This window comes from Lancefieldella parvula (genome assembly GCF_963547875.1).
Taxonomy (GTDB): domain Bacteria; phylum Actinomycetota; class Coriobacteriia; order Coriobacteriales; family Atopobiaceae; genus Lancefieldella; species Lancefieldella parvula_D.
Map to the genome: position 1 here is coordinate 72186 of NZ_CAUUSI010000004.1, position 18827 is coordinate 91012.

15 protein-coding genes are annotated in these 18827 nt (G+C 46.5%); 10 read left to right on the forward strand and 5 right to left on the reverse strand.

Going from position 1 to position 18827, the window contains the following annotated elements:
* Positions 1–31 precede the first annotated feature (31 nt).
* Positions 32–1537 (reverse strand): Na+/H+ antiporter NhaC family protein, encoded by a 1506-nt coding sequence (locus tag RWJ96_RS02950; protein WP_314018853.1) that lies wholly within the window; start codon positions 1535–1537, stop codon positions 32–34.
* A gap of 44 nt (positions 1538–1581) precedes the next feature.
* On the opposite strand from RWJ96_RS02950, the gene RWJ96_RS02955 reads away from it, so the two are divergent.
* The 3 genes from RWJ96_RS02955 to RWJ96_RS02965 all read left to right on the forward strand — a co-directional run bounded on the left by RWJ96_RS02955 (position 1582) and on the right by RWJ96_RS02965 (position 4945).
* Positions 1582–2523 carry a LysR family transcriptional regulator gene (locus RWJ96_RS02955; RefSeq protein WP_314018854.1) on the forward strand — a complete coding sequence of 314 codons (942 nt, stop codon included), beginning with the start codon at positions 1582–1584 and terminating at the stop codon, positions 2521–2523.
* A gap of 1 nt (position 2524) precedes the next feature.
* The gene (locus RWJ96_RS02960) at positions 2525–3265 is read left to right on the forward strand and encodes an RluA family pseudouridine synthase (RefSeq protein WP_314018855.1); all 741 of its coding nucleotides are present in this window, start codon (positions 2525–2527) and stop codon (positions 3263–3265) included.
* 84 nt (positions 3266–3349) lie between these two features.
* Positions 3350–4945: a 4Fe-4S dicluster domain-containing protein gene (locus RWJ96_RS02965; RefSeq protein ID WP_314018856.1), complete on the forward strand. Its 1596-nt coding sequence runs from the start codon at positions 3350–3352 to the stop codon at positions 4943–4945.
* Between the two features lie 168 nt (positions 4946–5113).
* On the opposite strand, the gene RWJ96_RS02970 is transcribed toward RWJ96_RS02965, so the two are convergent.
* Positions 5114–5422, reverse strand: coding sequence for a hypothetical protein (locus RWJ96_RS02970; protein WP_035435265.1), 309 nt, complete (start codon positions 5420–5422; stop codon positions 5114–5116).
* Between the two features lie 160 nt (positions 5423–5582).
* A complete protein-coding gene (locus RWJ96_RS02975) occupies positions 5583–6236 on the reverse strand; it encodes an HAD-IIIA family hydrolase (RefSeq protein WP_314018857.1) in 654 nt (217 codons plus the stop codon).
* 246 nt (positions 6237–6482) lie between these two features.
* Between RWJ96_RS02975 and aspS the strand changes: the two genes are divergently transcribed.
* The 4 genes from aspS to crcB are packed head-to-tail and all read left to right on the forward strand — an operon-like array spanning position 6483 to position 12351.
* Positions 6483–8309 carry an aspartate--tRNA ligase gene (gene aspS, locus RWJ96_RS02980; protein ID WP_314018858.1) on the forward strand — a complete coding sequence of 609 codons (1827 nt, stop codon included), beginning with the start codon at positions 6483–6485 and terminating at the stop codon, positions 8307–8309.
* Positions 8310–8354: 45 nt separating this feature from the next.
* Positions 8355–10157 carry an ABC transporter ATP-binding protein gene (locus RWJ96_RS02985; protein ID WP_314018859.1) on the forward strand — a complete coding sequence of 601 codons (1803 nt, stop codon included), beginning with the start codon at positions 8355–8357 and terminating at the stop codon, positions 10155–10157.
* Positions 10150–11970: an ABC transporter ATP-binding protein gene (locus RWJ96_RS02990; RefSeq protein ID WP_314018860.1), complete on the forward strand. Its 1821-nt coding sequence runs from the start codon at positions 10150–10152 to the stop codon at positions 11968–11970. The genes RWJ96_RS02985 and RWJ96_RS02990 overlap by 8 nt, the downstream gene beginning before the upstream one ends.
* A 9-nt stretch (positions 11971–11979) precedes the next feature.
* On the forward strand, positions 11980–12351 hold the full coding sequence (gene crcB / locus RWJ96_RS02995; protein WP_314018861.1) for a fluoride efflux transporter CrcB: 372 nt from the start codon (positions 11980–11982) through the stop codon (positions 12349–12351).
* A gap of 93 nt (positions 12352–12444) precedes the next feature.
* Here the strand turns inward: crcB and RWJ96_RS03000 are convergent, their stop codons facing one another.
* Entirely contained in the window at positions 12445–13869 is a 1425-nt protein-coding gene (locus RWJ96_RS03000) for a DHA2 family efflux MFS transporter permease subunit (protein ID WP_314018862.1), read from the reverse strand.
* A gap of 591 nt (positions 13870–14460) precedes the next feature.
* Positions 14461–15222: a 2,3-diphosphoglycerate-dependent phosphoglycerate mutase gene (gpmA, locus tag RWJ96_RS03005; RefSeq protein ID WP_035433192.1), complete on the reverse strand. Its 762-nt coding sequence runs from the start codon at positions 15220–15222 to the stop codon at positions 14461–14463.
* 769 nt (positions 15223–15991) lie between these two features.
* On the opposite strand from gpmA, the gene RWJ96_RS03010 reads away from it, so the two are divergent.
* The 3 genes from RWJ96_RS03010 to RWJ96_RS03020 all read left to right on the forward strand — a co-directional run bounded on the left by RWJ96_RS03010 (position 15992) and on the right by RWJ96_RS03020 (position 18825).
* Positions 15992–16195, forward strand: coding sequence for a FeoB-associated Cys-rich membrane protein (locus RWJ96_RS03010; protein WP_314018863.1), 204 nt, complete (start codon positions 15992–15994; stop codon positions 16193–16195).
* Positions 16196–16323: 128 nt separating this feature from the next.
* On the forward strand, positions 16324–17637 hold the full coding sequence (locus tag RWJ96_RS03015; RefSeq protein ID WP_314018864.1) for a glutamine synthetase family protein: 1314 nt from the start codon (positions 16324–16326) through the stop codon (positions 17635–17637).
* 336 nt (positions 17638–17973) lie between these two features.
* A complete protein-coding gene (locus tag RWJ96_RS03020) occupies positions 17974–18825 on the forward strand; it encodes an ABC transporter substrate-binding protein (protein ID WP_314018865.1) in 852 nt (283 codons plus the stop codon).
* Positions 18826–18827 lie beyond the last annotated feature (2 nt).

The window sequence follows — 18827 nt, forward strand, 5'->3', positions numbered from 1 at the left end:
GCAATGCGTATTACAGGTGTTAAACAGAGCCTTAAGCAACCTTTACGGCAGGAAGGTTTGCGGTAGAGTCTGCGGACTCATCATCCTGTACGCGTGGCCATGAGCAGCTACGAACATCGTCAGAGGTAAGACCAAGCCAACGAGCGCGGTGACCGTCAATTTTTGCTGGACGGCGATGGAGCCACAGGGAAATTCCCAGAGTCCAAAGAGGCAGCAAATAGAGGAAACTTGCAGCCAGAAGGCTCATAGAAGGTGCGCCAATTGCAGAGAGTACCGAGATGTTTGAGATGGACCACGGAACCAGTGGAGCAAGAATTACAGCGCTATTCTCGATATCCAAAGCAAGGGCGCTTGAAGAGTCTTCTGCGTTCTCGCACAGATCGTTTGTCAGCATAATTGCCAAGGTCTGATTGCAAGAAACCATTGAAGTAAACATGCTGGTAATCAGAACGCCAAAGAAAGGCGTGGAGTTATCGGAGAGGTCAGCTACCAGCTGGCACATACGACGAAGCAGGCCAGTTGTCTGGAAAAGACCAGCGTAGCTTGAAGAAATGGTCACGATTGTCAAGACGTTCATCATGGAGAAGACGCCGCCGCCATTAACCATGTTTGCAACAGTAGCTCCTGGAGCACGTAGGCCAAAGAGCAGGATGACAGGCAGATCTGCAAGAGGAACTCGCTGAACGGTGACACACAGAATGCAGGCAAGTACCAGGCTGGATGCCATAGTCACAATGACATCAACCTTAAGAAGCGAGAAAACAATTACAAGAAGTGCTGGTGTAAGTGAAATCAAAGAAAGCCTAAAGGAGCGGCTCAGAAGACCAGTAATGTCGGGAATAGTTCCCGTGTTTGCCATGAAGAAGTCCCAAGCCACGTAGATAACACATGCAGCAATAAAAGGCACCACGCTGGTACGAAGCATGCGGTTAATGTTCTTGGATAGATTGGTATCGGTGAGTTGCGAAACAAGGATTGCGCTGGTAGACATAGGGGAGCAACGATCGCCAAAGTAGCTACCTGCAAGGACAGCGCCACCAATAAAAAATTCGCTTGCTCCAATTGCCTTACCAATAGACATGCAGATGATACCCATAGTTGCAGCGGTACCAAATGCGGTGCCCAAAAGCATGGACATCATGGTGCAGAGTAAGAAGGTTGCCAGAATAAAGACAGAAGGAGAAATAAGAGAAGCAGAAATGCTGACAATCTCTGGAATGGTTCCAGCTGCTCGCCATGCTGCGCTCATAGCACCAACAACAGCAAACAGCGCAATAATTGTTTTAACTTCCCAAACAGATTCAAAGGCTGCCAAAAGAAGCTTTTTTGCAGAGATTTTACGAGAGAGTCCGTAACCAAAAAAGAGGAAGAAACCAATGGTCAAGATAGATGTAAGGGGGAAAGATAGGGCTGTACCTACGATGAGCATCACCGCAAAGGCACTTAGTACTATTAGCTCTACCATGCATCCACTCCAAACGAATTTCTTATGTAAATAGAGTAGGCAACTAAAAAGTTGAAGTCCAACTGTTTTCAATGGTTATAATTACAAGTAATTTTTGTAATACAGTGGGAGCAAAAATGAACTTTCAAACTATGGATTATTTTGTTGCCGTTGCAGAAGAAAAGAGCTTCACCAAGGCGGCTGAGCGCCTGAGCGTAACGCAGCAAACGCTCTCGGCAAATATTGCGGCAGCAGAAAAAGAACTTGGCTCTAAGCTGTTGGAACGCACCGTCCCGTTGTCTCTAACGTTTGCGGGAGAAGAGTTCTTGCGTTATGCCCGTAGGTTTCAGGCTCAGCGTCGCGCTATGGATCAAGAGTTTCTTGATATTGCGGGCAACGAGCGAGGTCGCCTGCGTGTTGGTGTTACCGCAACACGAGGCCACATCATCATGCCGCGCTCCATCGCTGCTTTCCAAAAATTGCATCCAAATATCTCCATTGAGCTTGATGAGGGCGAGAATGACGAGCTGGTTGAGTGGCTATCTGAAGGCCAGCTTGACTTGATTGTTGCAACGGTTAATTCATCGTCGTATGACCTAGTTGTTAAAAAGCTATTTGACGAGAAGATCGTTCTGGTTGTTTCTCAAGCGCTTCTTGAGTCTTTGTATGCAGATAAGGTTGACTCGGTTGTCGCGCAAGTCAAAAAGACGGGAAAGCTCACGGCCTTGGAAGCTTGCCCCTTCTTAACGGTAGGTAAGCGAGACATTGCTGGTAGTTTTGCTCGCCATGCGTTTGCCGCGTCGGGTATTTCTCCCACTATCAAGGTCATGTCCAGAAACTCCGAGACGCTTTTGGCGCTTGCCATGAGAGGCGTTGGTGCGTGCTTCTTGCCATCAGAGCTGGTTGCTTCGTCTAATTACGACTTTGAAACGTCTGGCCTTCACATTATTGAGCTGGGAAAAGAGATGTCGTACTCGGTTAGTGTTGCCTGGCGGCGCACCGACCATGTGTGGAGCACAATCGAGTCATTTGCCCAGGTTCTCTCTGAGCAGCGCTATGTAGTTAAGCGAGGTGAGTAGCGTGGATGCTCTTCAGCCTGACAACAACCTTGAGATTTTGTACCAAGATGAGTATCTGCTTGCCGTGAATAAACCAGCGGGAATTATCGTTCACGCGGACGGTACCCAAGAGCCCTCGTTAACTGAGGTAGTTCGCGAGAAACTCCGTGCACTTGAGAGCCCAAGCCAGATAGACCTTTCCCAGGTCCAAGCTCTGAATCGCCTTGATAGAGAGACTACGGGCATTGTGCTTTTCTCGCTCAAAAAAGAAACGCAGCCACAGTTTGATCAGCTTATTGCCTCCAAGGAGCTTTCCAAAGAGTATCTTGCAGCTGTTAAGGGAGCATTTGAACCAAATAAACTGCTGATAGATAAGGCAATTGGAAAAGATCGTCATGATGCTCAGAAGATGAGAATCTCAGCCACAGGTAAGCCTTCTCAAACGGAGGTACGTCTTATTAAGGTTTCATCGTCAGCACAAGGTCAAATTCAAAGCTTGCTACTGGTCAATTTGCTGACAGGAAGAAAACATCAAATTAGAGTGCATCTCTCGTCACTTGGATTTCCTCTGGTAGGAGACATGCTGTACGGAGGTGTGTTGTCTTTTCAGCGTGCGTCAAAAAAGAAGCATAGGCCGCAGCCGTTAATGCTTCATGCATATCGCGTTGGATTTATTCATCCAGTCACGGGCGCAAAAATTGTGATTAAAACGGATATTCCAGAGCGATTTTCTTATTTTGGTGTCACCGAGGTGGACTTATAGTACATACTTTGTGGTAGAGACATACATTCATTTTGTGCGGAAACGTTACCCAGACGTGCATAAAGTGAACGAGGAGGGGGAGAAATGCCTGGCACAATGCGAGGTGTCTATACCAACCTGACTGAAATCCGCAGGAAGGTATTTAAAGAAGTTTCAACGCTTGCGTATGAAAAAGCAGATAAGAGCGTTGATGAAATTGCTCACCAGATGGAAGAGCTGCCGTACAAGATTATTCCTGGTGATATTGCTACGTATCGTGAGAGCGTCTTCTTGGAGCGCGCTATTGTTGGCGAGCGCATTCGCATGACTATGGGCATGCCTATGCAGGGCGTTGATCAACCAGAGCTTATTTCTGACGGCTTGGAAGAGGCCTCTCGACCTGAGGTTTATTACCAGCCACCGCTGATTAACATCGTTAAGTTTGCGTGTAACGCCTGCGAGGACAACGTGTATCGCGTTACCAACGCGTGCCAAGGTTGTCTTGCGCACCCTTGTCGAGAGATTTGTCCTAAAGAGGCAATTAGCTTCGTAGACAAAAAGGCATACATTGACCAGGAGAAGTGCATTCAGTGTGGCATGTGCTTCAAGGTTTGCCCTTACCAGGCAATTCATCACCACGTACGTCCTTGCGCAGCTGCTTGTGGTATGGACGCTATTGGCTCCGATGAGCATGGTCGCGCAGATATTGATTACGAGAAGTGCGTATCTTGTGGCCAGTGCCTGGTCAACTGCCCCTTTGGCGCAATTGCCGATAAGAGCCAGATTTTCCAGGTAATTCAGGCTATTAATGAGGGGTACACCGTTGTCCCAATTGTGGCTCCTTCGTTTGTTGGTCAGTTTGGCAAGGGTAGCGTTGGTCGTCTTCGTGAAGCCTTCAAAGAGATGGGCTTTGCCGAGGTAGAAGAGGTAGCAACCGGCGCTGACCTTTGTACCGTTCAGGAAGCAGAAGACTTTGTCAAAGAAGTCCCGGAAAAGCTTCCATTTATGGGAACAAGCTGCTGTCCTTCCTGGTCTGCCATGGCTAAAAAAGAGCACCCAGAACACGCAGATGCAATCTCTATGGCGCTAACCCCCATGGTTTTGACTGCTCGTCTGGTAAGAAAACAAAACCCAGAGTCCAAAATTGTCTTTATTGGGCCATGCACTGCTAAGAAGCTTGAGGCACTGCGTCGTTCCGTTAAGTCCGAGGTCGATTTTGTTCTGACTTTTGAGGAGCTTGCAGGAATGATGGAGTCTAAGGGTATTGACTACACCAAGCTTGATGACGATAACTCCGACTTTGAAAATGCTTCTCATGATGGCCGTGCTTTTGCAGTGGCCGGTGGCGTTGCAGGCGCAGTTGTAAACGTCATTCACCAGAAGTACCCCGATAGAGAAGTACCTATCATGGCTGTTGACGGTCTTGCTGAGTGCCGAGCTATGCTCAAGGACGCCGTTAAGGGTAAATATCCAGGTTATCTTCTTGAGGGCATGGCTTGCCCAGGAGGATGCGTTGGTGGCGCCGGTACGTTGAGCGCCGTTAACCGTGCTGCTGCGGCAGTTAAGCGTTACGCAAAGACCGCTTCTTCTGAGCTTGCTTCTTCTAATAAGTACAACGATCTTATTCCAGAGCTTGCCGGTACCGTCTCGCCTGAGGTTGAGATTGCCGAGGTTCTTGAGGTTCAGAAGCCTGTTGAGTAGACAGGTTTTCTCAAATTACAAGTTAAACGCCGGTGCACTGCATCGGCGTTTTTTATAAGGAACGTAGATTAATAAGGCAATTTACCAGGTAATAAAAAAGGATCTGCGATTAACAGATCCTTTAAGTTTTAGCTGAGAAATAGTCAACAAAATGCTGATTATTTTGAATTACTCAGATTTTTCGTTCTTCATGGACGCATAGAACGTTGCATGCGCAAATACGTCTTTAATGGTTTTTCCATTGATAAAAGGAAGAGCGAGAAATTCGTCTACCGTAGGAACTAGTTCAGAACAATCTACAAAGTGGTTTTTTGAGTTTCTGATACTGGTGTCTTGAGCTCTCCATGCCTCAAAATTGACATCAGTGAGGTAATAAACCTGGTGTCCGACTTGCATGTACACAGAGTGATTACTGTGCAGGTACTCTACCAGGTCTTCGTAAGAAATCTGGAGAACCTCAGAACTTTTCTTGCCCATGATGCAATCCTTTCCACGTCGCTTGCGCGCAAATTATGGACGCACTTTTATAGACTATACCGCCCTCAGAATACGCTTATTCAGATGAATTGAGAGGCATAGGCAAGCGGACGTTTTTTCTCGCTCAACGGCAATGAACGGATGGTTGCAATTTTTAGTGCTAGTATTTGAGAACTTCTTGCACCATTTCTTCTGCGGTATCGCAAAGCGTGGTAGCGCCTGCAGCTAGAAGCGTTTCTTTATCTCTAAATCCCCAGGTAACGCTAATGCAAGGCATGCCACTGTTGTGTGCTGTTGCAACATCAACCTCTGAGTCTCCAATATAGACAGCATTTTGAGGGTCAACGCCAATTTGAGCAAGGGCGTAATGGACAGGCTCGGCATCAGGCTTTCTTTTAAGGTCATCTCGCTGACCCAGAGCAAAGTCAAATCTGCCTGGGAAGAAATTACTCATTAAATCTGCAATGGCAAAGTCTGGCTTGTTTGAGACAACGGCACATTTAACACCAGCTGCCCTGAGTGTATCAACAGCATCAAGTATGCCAGGGTAGGGTGTCGTGTTGTCCAAACTGTGGTCAGCGTAGTGCTCCTTAAAACATGCAAGTACGCGCTGGTATGTTGCGTCATCGGTGCCCTTTGGTACCGCATCACGGATAAGCTTTGCAACGCCATTTCCCACCATCTGACGTACTTCATCAACGGTATAGGTGGGCATGTTGAACTGCTCAAGGGCATAATTTGTTGCCCAAGCAAGATCATCTATAGTGTTGAGTAATGTACCATCAAGATCAAAAACGGCGGCTTTATAGGCCATGAAAGCTCCAAGTTCTTCTCGCCCTGTAAGAGGGCTTGTGTGCATCAATTTCAGTCTAGCGTAAAAGTGTGACGGTAAGTTATTTATTCCTCGTGAATCTCCACTAAGTTTAGATTGAGAGGATTCGACTAAACGTTGGAGAGTACAATGTTTTATCTATGAGCAAGAACGTGCCGTCTACACGTTTTTGCCGTCTTGAAGGAGCTTTCCGATTTGGCACAGGGAAGCAAAGACGAAAGGATAAAAATGGATTGTTCCTCAGAAACCCCTCAGAATTATTCCGCTCACGCAGCTGTTGATTTGCACAGTATGCATACGCATACCTGCGGAGAGCTTCGCGCAGAGCATATCGGCCAGACCGTTACGCTCACTGGTTGGGTTTGGCGTCGTCGTGACTTTGGAGGCCTGATCTTTGTTGACCTTCGTGATCGCGAGGGTTTGACACAGATTTTATTTGACCCAGATGTCGATGCAGAAACATTTGCAACTGCAGAGACTATTCGTCCTGAGTGGCCTGTTTTGATTTCTGGTACGGTTCAGCATCGTTCTGAAGGTCAGACTAACGAAGCTCTTGCTACCGGTGAGGTAGAGGTACTTGCTTCAAAGATTGAGGTCCTTAACACCAGCGCTGTTCCACCATTCCAGATTGAGAACCACATTGATGTTAACGAGGACCTTCGCCTGAGGTATCGCTATGTTGACCTGCGACGTCCTCAGATGGCACAGAATCTTCGTATGCGTTCTGATTTTGCGTTTGCACTTCGTGAGGCTTTCCATAAGCGTGACTTTACCGAGGTAGAGACTCCAGCGCTGTTCAAATCTACCCCCGAGGGAGCTCGTGACTTCCTGGTTCCATCCAGAATGCAGGGCGGGAACTTCTATGCACTGCCACAGTCTCCACAGCTGTTGAAGCAGCTGCTGATGATTGGCGGTGTTGAGCGCTACTACCAGATTACTAAGTGCTTCCGTGATGAGGACCTTCGTGCAGATCGTCAGCCTGAGTTTACGCAGGTTGATATGGAGATGGCATTTGTCCGCGAGGAAGATGTCATGGCAGAGCTTGAGGATATTCTGGGCGATGCATTTGCAAAGATGGGTATTGAGTTCCCAGCTCCACTGCGCAAGATTCAGTACTGGGATGCAATGGATACCTACGGCTCCGATAAGCCTGATACCCGCATTGGTATGGAGCTCCACGATGTCTCTGAGGTCTTCAAGCAATCCAGCTTTAAGCTCTTTAGCTCTGCTGCAACAACTGATGGTCAGTACGTCAAGGCAATCAACGTTAAGGGTGCTGGCACCTGGCCACGTTCTCAGGTTGATAAACTTGCCGAGGTAGCCGCCGGCTTTGGTGCTAAGGGACTTGCATGGGTTGCCTTCAAAGAGGATGGTTCCGTGGGAGGTCCTATTACCAAGTTCTTCTCGCCAGAAGAGCTTGACGCACTACGCGCAGAGATGTCTGCTGAGGCAGGGGACTTGATTCTCTTTGCCGTGGGCGGTCGCCTGGAGACAGATGAGATTCTTGGCGGTATGCGCCTGCATATGGCAAAGGTCTTGGATGTACCACGAGAAGGTCATGATTTCCTCTGGGTTGTTAACTTCCCACTGTTCCACTGGGATGAGGAGACTCAGTCTTACGCCTCTGAGCACCAGCCCTTCACCCTTCCTCGCGAGGATGAGCTTGACCTTCTGGACACCAATCCTCTGGCTATGGGTTCGTATACCTACGACTTTGTTATGGACGGCTTTGAAGCTGGCGGCGGCGGAATGCGTATCCACAACGCTGAGCTGCAGCTTAAGATTCTGGAGAAACTCGGCTTTACTGAAGAGCGCGCAAAGGCTCAGTTTGGCTTCTTGATGGAGGCTCTGACGTTTGGCGCACCTCCAATGGGCGGCTTTGCGCTTGGTCTTGACCGCGTGTGCATGCTGCTTGCAGGTGCTGATTCCATCCGCGACGTCATGGCCTTCCCAAAGACTACTTCTGGCTCTGATCTGATGTCTAGCGCTCCTTCACCTGTTTCTAATGAGCAGCTCAAAGAGGTTTCGCTTCAGACGCTTCCAAAAGAGGCATAAGCAAATCAGGCAACGCAAGACAGTAAGGTACGTGGTGTTTTAGTAATGAATGATGCTTCTGTAAAAGAAAAAGCTCCATCTGCTCGCGCTGAGTTAAAGGTAATCTTGGACCATTTTGGCGCGTACAAAAAGGATTTTGTTATGTCGGGACTCTGTGTGTTTGCAGAGTCCCTACTCGAATTAGTGATTCCTGTACTCATGGCCCAAATTGTTGACCAGGGTATTTTGCAAGGCAACCTTCAGACTGTTTTTATAAACGGCACCGTTATGGTTGTCTTTGCTCTTCTCGCCATGTTTGCTGGTATTGGCTATGCGCGCTACTCAGCAAAAGCAGCTATGGGACTAGGCGCTCAACTCAGACAAGATGAATATCGCCGAATGGAAGAGTTTGCTTTTGCAAATCTTGATAAATACGATTCATCCTCTTTGGTTACGCGTTTGACTTCTGATGTAACCATTATTCAGAACGCCTTTGCAATGGGTACACGCCCGTTTATGCGTGGACCAATTATGCTGGTCATGGGCTTGGTTATGGCGTTTATTATGAGCCCAGAGCTGGCGGTAGTTTATTTTGCTGTACTGCCTTTCTTGGCCATTGCACTCTTCTTTATTGTGAAGCGCGTTGGCCCTTTGTACCGCGTTATGCAAGGCGCAATGGATAAGCTTAACGAGGCGCTGCAGGAAGACTTTGCTGCGGTGCGAGCGATTAAGGCATATGTCCGAGAAGGATATGTCTCCGAGCGCTTTGAAAAAGTTAATACCCAGTATGCGCAGACTGCTACAAAGACCTTTGGCACGTCCGTCTTAAACCTGCCTATTTTCCAGGCTTCAATGTATGTCACTAACGTGGCTATCCTTTGGTTTGGTGGTCAGATGATTATGGCTGGCAGACTGGGTGTTGGTGAGCTTACGGGCTTCATGAGTTACGTATTGCTTATCATGAACTCTCTTATGATGATTTCTGGCGTGTTCTTGCTTACTGCTCGCGCCATTACCAGCGTGCGTCGAATCGGAGAGATTCTTTCCGAGGAGCCTGCTATTGAGTCTCCAGAGCACGGTTTGACTGACGTTAAAAATGGTGCAGTACGCTTTGAAAACGTATCTTTCAAGTACAGTCAGAGTGCTGAAGAGGATGTCCTTGAAGACATTGATCTCTCGTTTGCGCCAGGCTCTACCGTTGGTATTCTCGGTGGCACTGGTTCCGGAAAAACCACTCTTATCCAGCTGATTGCACGCTTATATGATGCAACTGAAGGCACCGTGTTTGTTGGCGAGAATAACGTCCGCTCCTACAATCTTGTTTCACTTCGTGATGCGGTGTCTGTTGTCCTTCAGAAAAATGTGCTGTTCAGCGGTACCGTCCGCGACAACCTGCTCTGGGGAGATCCCAACGCTACTGACGAGGAACTGCTTCACGCCTGCTCTATTGCATGTGTTGATGAGTTCCTAGATAGGATTGGCGGCTTGGACGGAGATCTTGGCCAGGGTGGCGTCAATGTTTCTGGTGGCCAGAAGCAGCGCCTTTGCATTGCACGTGCGCTTTTGAAGAAGCCAAAAATCATCATTTTTGACGACTCTACCAGTGCAGTTGATACAGCAACCGACGCAAAGATTCGCGCAGGCCTTGCTGAGCTTGCTGACATGACAAAGATCATCATTGCTCAGCGTGTGAACTCCGTTATGGACTCAGATCAGATTGTCGTTCTTGATAACGGTAGGGTCCATATGACTGGCACTCACACAGAACTTCTCGCCAAGAGCCCTATCTATAGAGAGCTGTATGAGTCGCAGATTGGCGGTAGTCAATCGGATATTGATGCTGCTGGTAAGGAGGTGTCACATGGCTAATCGCGCAGGAGGAGCACGTCCTCAGAACATCGGACATACCATTAGAGTGTTTGTCTCGTACTTAGGGCATGCTAAGAAGCGCCTTATGTTGGTGGCACTTCTTGTTTCTATCAGCGGTTTAACGGCACTCCTTGGCACCTACATGATTAAGCCTGTTGTTGCTGCAGTGGGCAGGGGAGACGTAAACGCATTTACCAACCTCATTGTATTTACAGCGGTTGTGTATGCAATTGGCGCTCTTACCAGTGTTGGTTACACGCAAATTATGGTTCGTGCTGCTCAGAGAATTGTTTTTGACATCAGACGAGACCTCTTTGAGCACATTGAATCGCTGCCCCTAAGATTCTTTGACCAGCGTACTCGCGGCGATATTATGAGCTTCTTTACAAATGACGTGGATACCATCTCGGAAGCGCTCAACAACAGCTTTGCCAACCTTGTTCTGGCGTTTATTCAGATGGTTGGTACTCTTGTGCTGCTCATTGTCCTTAACTGGCAGCTGACGCTCATCACTGTTCTCTTTGATGTTTTGATTGTGATTTATGCACGTTATGCAAGTAAGCGCTCTGCCAAGCATTATTCGGTGCAGCAAAAGAGCCTTGGTGTTCTTAACGGTTTTGCAGAAGAAACAATCTCTGGCCTTAAAGTGGTTAAAGTTTTTAATCACGAAGATGCCAACTTTGCTGATTTTCTAAAGGTCAATGAGGAGCTTAGACACTCTGGAACAAGTGCTCAGGGTTATGCGGCAACTATGGTTCCTATCACGGTTTCATTGACGTATATCAATTACGCCGTGGTCACCGTGGTTGGCGCTCTGCTTGCGGTAAACGGACACGCAGATGTTGCAAGTCTTGCATCCTACCTGGTCTTTGTTCGCCAGGCAGCCATGCCGTTTAACCAGTTCACGCAGCTCTCCAACTTCCTGCTTACCGCTCTTGCCGGCGCCGAGCGCATCTTTGCGGTTATGGAAATGACTCCTGAGGTTGATGAGGGCAAGGTTGACCTGGTTCGCGTTAGTGGCTACGAGTCAGGAGAAGAGTCCTGGGCATGGGTCACACCGTCTGGCGAGAAAACCCCTCTTGCTGGAGACGTTCGCTTTGATGACGTGACCTTTGGATACGACGATGATCAGACGGTCCTTGCAAACCTCACGCTGTTTGCAAAGCCTGGTCAAAAGATTGCATTTGTTGGCTCAACTGGTGCTGGTAAAACAACCATTACCAACCTCATCAACCGTTTCTATGACGTTCGCAGCGGCACTATTACTTACGACGGCATTTCTATTAACAATATCAAGAAATCTGCTCTACGATCCTCGCTTGGTATTGTTTTGCAGGACACGCATCTGTTCACAGGGACCATCGCGGACAATATCCGCTTTGGTAAGTTAGACGCCACTGATGACGAGGTTATTGCTGCAGCAAAAATCGCAAACGCAGATAAGTTTATCCGTCGTATGCCACGTGGCTATAACACCGTGCTTACCTCGGACGGCGCTAACCTTTCCCAAGGTCAGAGGCAGCTTTTGGCAATTGCGCGTGCTGCTATTGCCGATCCTCCCGTGCTTATCTTGGACGAGGCAACCTCCAGTATTGATACACGTACTGAGGCACTTATCGAGAAGGGCATGGATGCCCTAATGGCAGGCCGTACTGTTTTTGTAATTGCTCACAGACTGTCTACAGTTCGCAACTCTGATGCCATCATGGTTCTGGAACATGGTCGCATTATTGAGCGTGGTACTCACGATGAGCTTATTGCAAAGCGTGGAGAGTATTATCAACTGTATACGGGATCGCGCGAGCTGGAGTAGGGGTATTTTATGTTTGAAGCGTTAGCTGTGGCTCTTGGTGGAGCTCTGGGTAGTTTAGGTCGCTGGCAGTTGGGAGTCCTCTTTAAACAGTGGATTCCTAATCTGCCAGTTGGTACGTTTGCTGCAAATGTTGTTGCAGGTTTGATTATTGGCTTTGTAACAGGGCTTGATCTTGCAAGTCCACTTCAGCCACAGGTAAAGCTATTCTTAGCCGTGGGCCTTTGCGGAGGACTTTCGACTTTCTCGACCTTCTCAAATGAAACCCTTACCTTTATTCAAGCAGGTAACTGGACTGCTGCAGGAGTGAACATTGCGGTCAACGTTGTTACTTGCCTGGTTGCTGTATTTATTGGATTGAAATTATCAGCTGTCGTGTCGTAGTTCTAACAATTCGATCGTCTAAATTAAAAGCTAGATATCCTTCTTTTGGATACCTAGCTTTTTAATTTGCTTTTTAAATACCGCCGTTGCGCTTTATTTTGTCATCTTTGGCAGCACAAAGAGTACGATTCCCATGGTAACAAGAGGAATACAAGCTACGCACACAAGTACAAAGAGTGCATTCTGAGCTCCTGCAAGGGTGCTTGTAGCTAAGTCTGTAGCTCCAAGCTGAGAAGCCGCTACAACGCCAGAAATAACGCTGGTGCCCATAGCGCCAAAGAGCTGCTGCATTGTGTTAATAACAGCATTTCCATCTGCTTTACGGTCTTCTGGAAGATGTCCCAAAGCTACCGTAAAATTGTTTCCCATCTGAAGTGCCTGACCAATGGCAAAAATGGCAAAAATATACGTAATCATTTCTACGGTAAGTACGTGAACAAAGAGTAGTAAAAGGAGCATGCTGGTAAGGCAACAAAGAATACCTGTAACAATAGGTTTTTTAGCTCCTAGTTTGTCTAAAATCTGGCCAGAAATTGGTGCCATAATTGCGCCAATAGCACATCCAGGAAGCATTTGAGCTCCTGCTGCAGCGGCTCCTGCACCCAGTACTAACTGGGAGAAGTTAGGCAGAAGATACGACTGGCCAAGAATAATAAATTGCAGGGCAACAATAGCAAAGAGCGAGAGCACAAAGCCTTTCTCGCCAAATACCTCAAGATTAATAATAGGAATTTTTGGAGATTTATCAGAGAGCTCCTGGTGTTTAAAGGAGTTCTCGTGACGTACAAAGAGCGCAAGCGAACCCACAAAAATCACCATCGCAAGCAAAACAGGAATGCTAAGCAGGCCAAACGCGCTGGACTCGTCAATAACAAAGATGAGTGCAATAAAACTTACCGTAAGCAGCAGCCAGCCAAAGACATCAAAAGAAATCACTTCAGTCTCATGGCTCTGTTGTATTGAACTAATTCCCAGTACAAATGCCACAATCAAGAAGGGGAGAAGACCGGCAAAAATCATTCGCCAGCCAAGATGCTCTGCAATCCAACCACCAGCTGAAGGCCCTACTGCAGGTGCAACGGCAGTAACTAGCATGCCGATGCCCATCATGACACCCATATTTTTAAGTGGGGCTTGCTCGGTGATGATGTTGAACATCAAAGGCAGTGCCAGACCGGTGCCAATGCCTTCTAAAATGCGGCCAAGCAGCAATAGCATAAACGTTGGAGCAGCAAATCCACAAAGAATGCCACTGATATAGAAGATCATGGCCACGGTAAAAATACTTTTAGTTTTGAATCGTCTGTTTAAAAACGACGACATAGGCATGATAATGGCAAGAATCAAAAGGTACGAAGTAGTCATCCATTGCACCGTTGAGGTGCCAATAGAAAATTCCTCCATCAACGTCGGAAACGTCACGTTCATGGCAGTTTCTACGACAACTCCCGAGAAGGACATAATTCCTGTTGCAATTACAGAAAGAACAAGTTTTGCGTTGAGCTCTCTTTTAAACATTTAATCCCTTCTTTTCTCGGCGGTACATCGTAACACTATTCAAAGTAGGTTTTATGGCTGTTGGCGTATTCTTTGAGTTTTTAATATGCTTTTGTTTATAGAGAATCTCATTTCATAAGTTATTTTTTTCTTTTTATTGGAGTAAATAAGTGGTATAAATAACTTAAAGAGGTGATGAAGATGTCTAGTTCTTTTATTGCCAGTAGAACATATCTACCATCTAAAAATGAAATTTCTAGGTTCTAATAATTTCTTTGTTTTAAATCAAATGCCCTGTGGAGTGATATTTCTGAACATGAATGAATTACCTCAATAGTGGGCTTTTGATTATTTAGGAGTATGAGTTTATGGGAGCACCAGAGATAATAATTCTTATTGTTCTTTTTCTAATCTTATCCGTCATGTTTTACTGTGGACGAAAGGCTTTTATTTGGCTTTCTCGCCATCTTAAGAAACTGGATGGTTTACAGGATTCTATTGATGATTTGAATAGAAAAATATAAGCAACGATTTGGTCAATTTAAGTTAGAAAAACGGGGTGGTTTAAAACCACCCCGTTCTGCTTAGTGATATTGCGTGTTAGCAAGCTGTTTATTTAGCTTTGCCCTGGTTAGCAACAGCGTTAATCTTTGCCTCGATGACGGCTGGATCGCCAATATAGTGCTTGTCTACAATGTTCCAATCCTTGTCAAAGGTGTATGCGCAAGGAATGCCAGTTGGGATGTTGACCTCAAGAATCTCTTCTGGAGTGAGGTGCTCAAACTGCATAACAAGAGCGCGAAGGCTGTTGCCGTGTGCAGCAATAAGAACACGCTTACCTGCCTCAAGCTGTGGCTTGATCTCCTGCTCAAAGTAAGGCCATGCGCGTGCAATGGTGTCCTTCAGGCACTCAGTATAAGGAAGGTCCTCTGCTGGAACATCGCGGAACATTTCCTGAACGTGAGGATCGCGCTCGTCACCTGGCTCAAGAGCTGGTGGCTGAACATCAAAGGAACGACGCCAAATCTTTACCTGCTCCTCGCCGTGCTCGGCAGCTGCATCAGCCTTGTTAAGGCCCTGAAGTGCACCATAGTGACGCTCGTTCAGACGCCAGGTCTTATGAACAGGAAGCCAGTTACGGTCAAGCTCATCAAGAACATGATTCAGAGTGTGAATAGCACGCTTGAGAAGAGAGGTGTAGCAAACATCAAAGTCATAGCCAGCCTCTTTGAGAGCACGGCCGCCAGCTGCTGCCTCCTCGTGACCAGTCTCGGTAAGGTCAACGTCAGTCCAACCAGTGAACAGGTTGAGCTTGTTCCACTCAGACTCACCGTGGCGAACAATAACAAGGTGCATGTACTGATCTTCAGCCATTAGGCTTCCTTTCTACGCGTCAAACTTTGTGCACCATACGTGGTAAACACCAAGTTTTTGGCAATACTTTACATACAGGTGCAAGACAAAACGCTTGCGAATAATATTCTACCGCACACCGAAAAATACGTGCGAATCAATGTCTAAAAGATTTTGCATATCGCGTGTGCCAACTTTGAACTGCCTCCCATTTCTTAGATACGAGAAATAGGAAGCAGTTCAAAACACACCTAAGTCAGATAATCTGTTAAAAAGACGTATACATGACGCTGAAAATACCTCAAACGTGCAGATTATCTGACTTAGAAGTGTAATATGCCCCCATCTGAGCAGAATATCTGACTTAGGTGTGTTCCGTAGATACAGAATTTACCGGTAGTTAAATTTCTTATATAAGTCTATTCATGTTTAAGCATATTAGATGAAGTTTATGCATAGATATGCATATCAGGTAATGTGACCGCCTAGCTGCCTGGCTATCTTGATTAAGAACATGTCGATTCTTCGGCAGAACCTACCAAAGCTGCACTATTTTGCGCGCCAAACGCAAAAGCCGACGCTAACACGCTGCAGAATCATAATCACCCGCATATGAACTGCCTCCCATTGCTTATGTCCAAGAAATGGGAGGCAGTTCACTTTGACTTAGATGGCAGTTCTCAATTGTTTTGGTAAGAATTTAGATTCTGCAAATAATTTATGATTTAGCGTATACATGCAAGCAATGAGGGTATAGTATGCCATGGTTAACAAATTGAGGAGTGTCTGTATGAGTCCTATTGATATTTTGGTTGTCCTTATTGTCGCTGCTCTTGTCGCTCTTTGTGTGCGTTCTCAACTTAAGAGTGCAAAAAAGGGCTCTTGTTCTGGCTGCTCTTCATCCAGCAGCTGTGGCACTCATCACGGCGGAGATGGACACTGTGGTGTTGCTCAGAAAATGATTTCTGACGTCGATAAGGCTTTTGACGCTTAATAGGTCAATTGTCACAATTTCATTAACAATTTTTGCCATTCACCCGGTTTCAGGGAAGTGGAAACACAGCCGTAACAAGAATGTGTCATGGTAGTTACGATTCCAGTTTTCTGACCCGGGAGGGCCATATGAGTACAGATAAGAAAATTGATTATATTCTTCGCACGGTAGAGGAGCGAGACGTCCGCTACCTGCGCCTTTGTTTTACCGATGTACTCGGCGGACTAAAGGCTCTCTCCATTTCCCCCGAGGAGCTAGAAGAGGCTTTTGTTGAGGGCATTGGTTTTGACGGCTCCAACGTTGACGGCTTTGCCTCTCAGGAGCAGTCAGATCTTCTCGCATTCCCTGACGCAGATACGTTCCAGATTCTTCCATGGAAGACAGATGACGGTGTAGTTGCAAACGTATTCTGCGATATTCAGACTCCTCGACGTGAGACCTTTACAGGCGATCCACGCCTTGTGCTGAGAAATGCTTTTATCAAGGCAGAAGACCTTGGCTATGTCGCAAATGTTGGCCCTAAGCTTGAGTATTTTTATTTTGTGAGTGGGACTGAGCCAAAGCCTATTGACCAGGCTGGATACCTTGATTTGAATTCTGCTGATCTCAGCCATAGCCTTCGCTACTCCACGTCTCGTGCACTTGAGAATCTTTCTATTCCTGTTCAGTATTCTTTCCATGCAGCTGGCCCTGCTCAAAACGGCGTTGAGCTCCGTTATGCAGAAGCACTAACTTGCGCGGATAACATTGTTACCGCTCGTCTTGTTATCAGACATATTGCAACACTTCACGGTGTGTTTGCTTCGTTTATGCCAAAGCCTCTTCAGGGAGTTCCTGGCTCAGCTATGCTTTTGAATCAGTCGCTTCTTGACCACGATGGCGAGTCTCTGTTCTGGGCTCCAAAGACTGAGAGCGAAGCCCACCTTTCTGAGCTTGCTCAACACTACATTGCAGGTCTTATTAAGTACGCTCCCGAGTACATGCTTATTACTAACCCAACGGTTAATTCCTATAAGCGTTTTGATCGTGATGCTATTCCTGCCTATGCAACCTGGGGTCGTAAAAACCGTTCTGCTATGGTTCGTATTCCTACGCATAAGCCAGGAAAGCATGTTGCCACCCGTGCCGAGCTGCGTATTCCTGATCCAACTGCAAATCCTTATTTGGCTAATGCTGTCACGCTTATGGCTGGACTTAAGGGTATTGAAGAAGGCCTCTTGCTTCCTGAAGAGTTTGTAGGCGGAAATCCTGCCGATTATGGCGAGAAGCTCCCAATTAATCTTGGAGAGGCACTTGAGCGCTTTAAGCAGTCAGAGCTTCTTAAAGATGTTCTTGGTGAGCATATCTTCTCGTACCTGTGCGAGCGCAAGGCAGAGGAGTGGCGTGAGTATTGCCTGGCAGTTACTGACTGGGATACACAAAAGTATTACGCTGGCTGCTAAGCAACTATTCTGCTTGCGTTTATAGGTACCTTTGAACCCTGTTCTGATTTTTTCAGAGCAGGGTTTTTTGACGAGAAACCCTTGTTTCACGCAAAGAATGCAGCCTTCTTATTCGAATTGTTACCGTTTTATGAACTGAAAAAATTACTTTTACCTGGGCTTTATTGGATAGAAGGATTAAATAGTAGTCATTTATACAAAGAAGTTGTTCTTTTCACCGTTTTTATGCAATAAAAACGAGAAATATGATGAAAATTATAAGTAGATTTTTCATATTTGCTTCCTATAATTCATTCCAATGAATTTCAGCTCAGATTTATTCAGGAAGAGGCAAATATGAAATCGTCACTGTTTACTGCCGTTAAAAAGAATGCTCTAAAGGGTGTAGCTGCTGTTTTTATGGCATGTGCACTTGTTGGTCTTATGGCTTGCTCGTCATCTAAGCAAGAAAATGCGCAACAGGGTACTACTTCATCCTCTGATTCAAGCTATACGCTGGTAACTAAGGGTCACCTGACTGTTGTTGCAGAGCTTGGTTTCCAACCTTTTGAGTATTTTGAAGGTAACTCAACCACTCCTGTTGGTTTTGACGTTGATCTTATTACCGAGATTGCAAAAAGACTCAATCTTGAGGTTACGTACCTGCCAAACCAGAAGTTTGACACTCTTGTTCCAACTATTAAGCAGGGTGGCAAAGCAGACGTTGCTATCGCAGGCATTACCATCACTGACGAGCGCTCTCAGGAGGTAGACTTCACTACTTCTTACCTCGACTCCAATCAGTCCCTGGTTGTTAAGTCTGGCAGCACCGAGACCGAGCAGACGCTCAATGATGCTTCCAAGAAGGTTGTTGTTCAGACAGGTACTTCCGGCGAGGATTGGGCCAAGGAGAACCTTCCAAAGGCAACTATTGTTTCTGTAGACGATGTTGCTGCAGCTATGGCAGGAGTCCAGACTGGTTTGTACGATGCTATGGTCATCGATTTACCTGTTGCTTCCAATCTGATTAGCACTTCATATTCTGATCTGACTATTTCAAAAGAAATTCCAACAGGTGAGCAGTACGGCATTGTTGTTTCCAAAGACAATCCTGCACTGACCGAAGCAATTAACAAGGTTCTTGCAGATATGGAGAAGGACGGAACCATGACTGCTCTCAAAACCAAATGGTTTGGCTCTAACATCTAGTT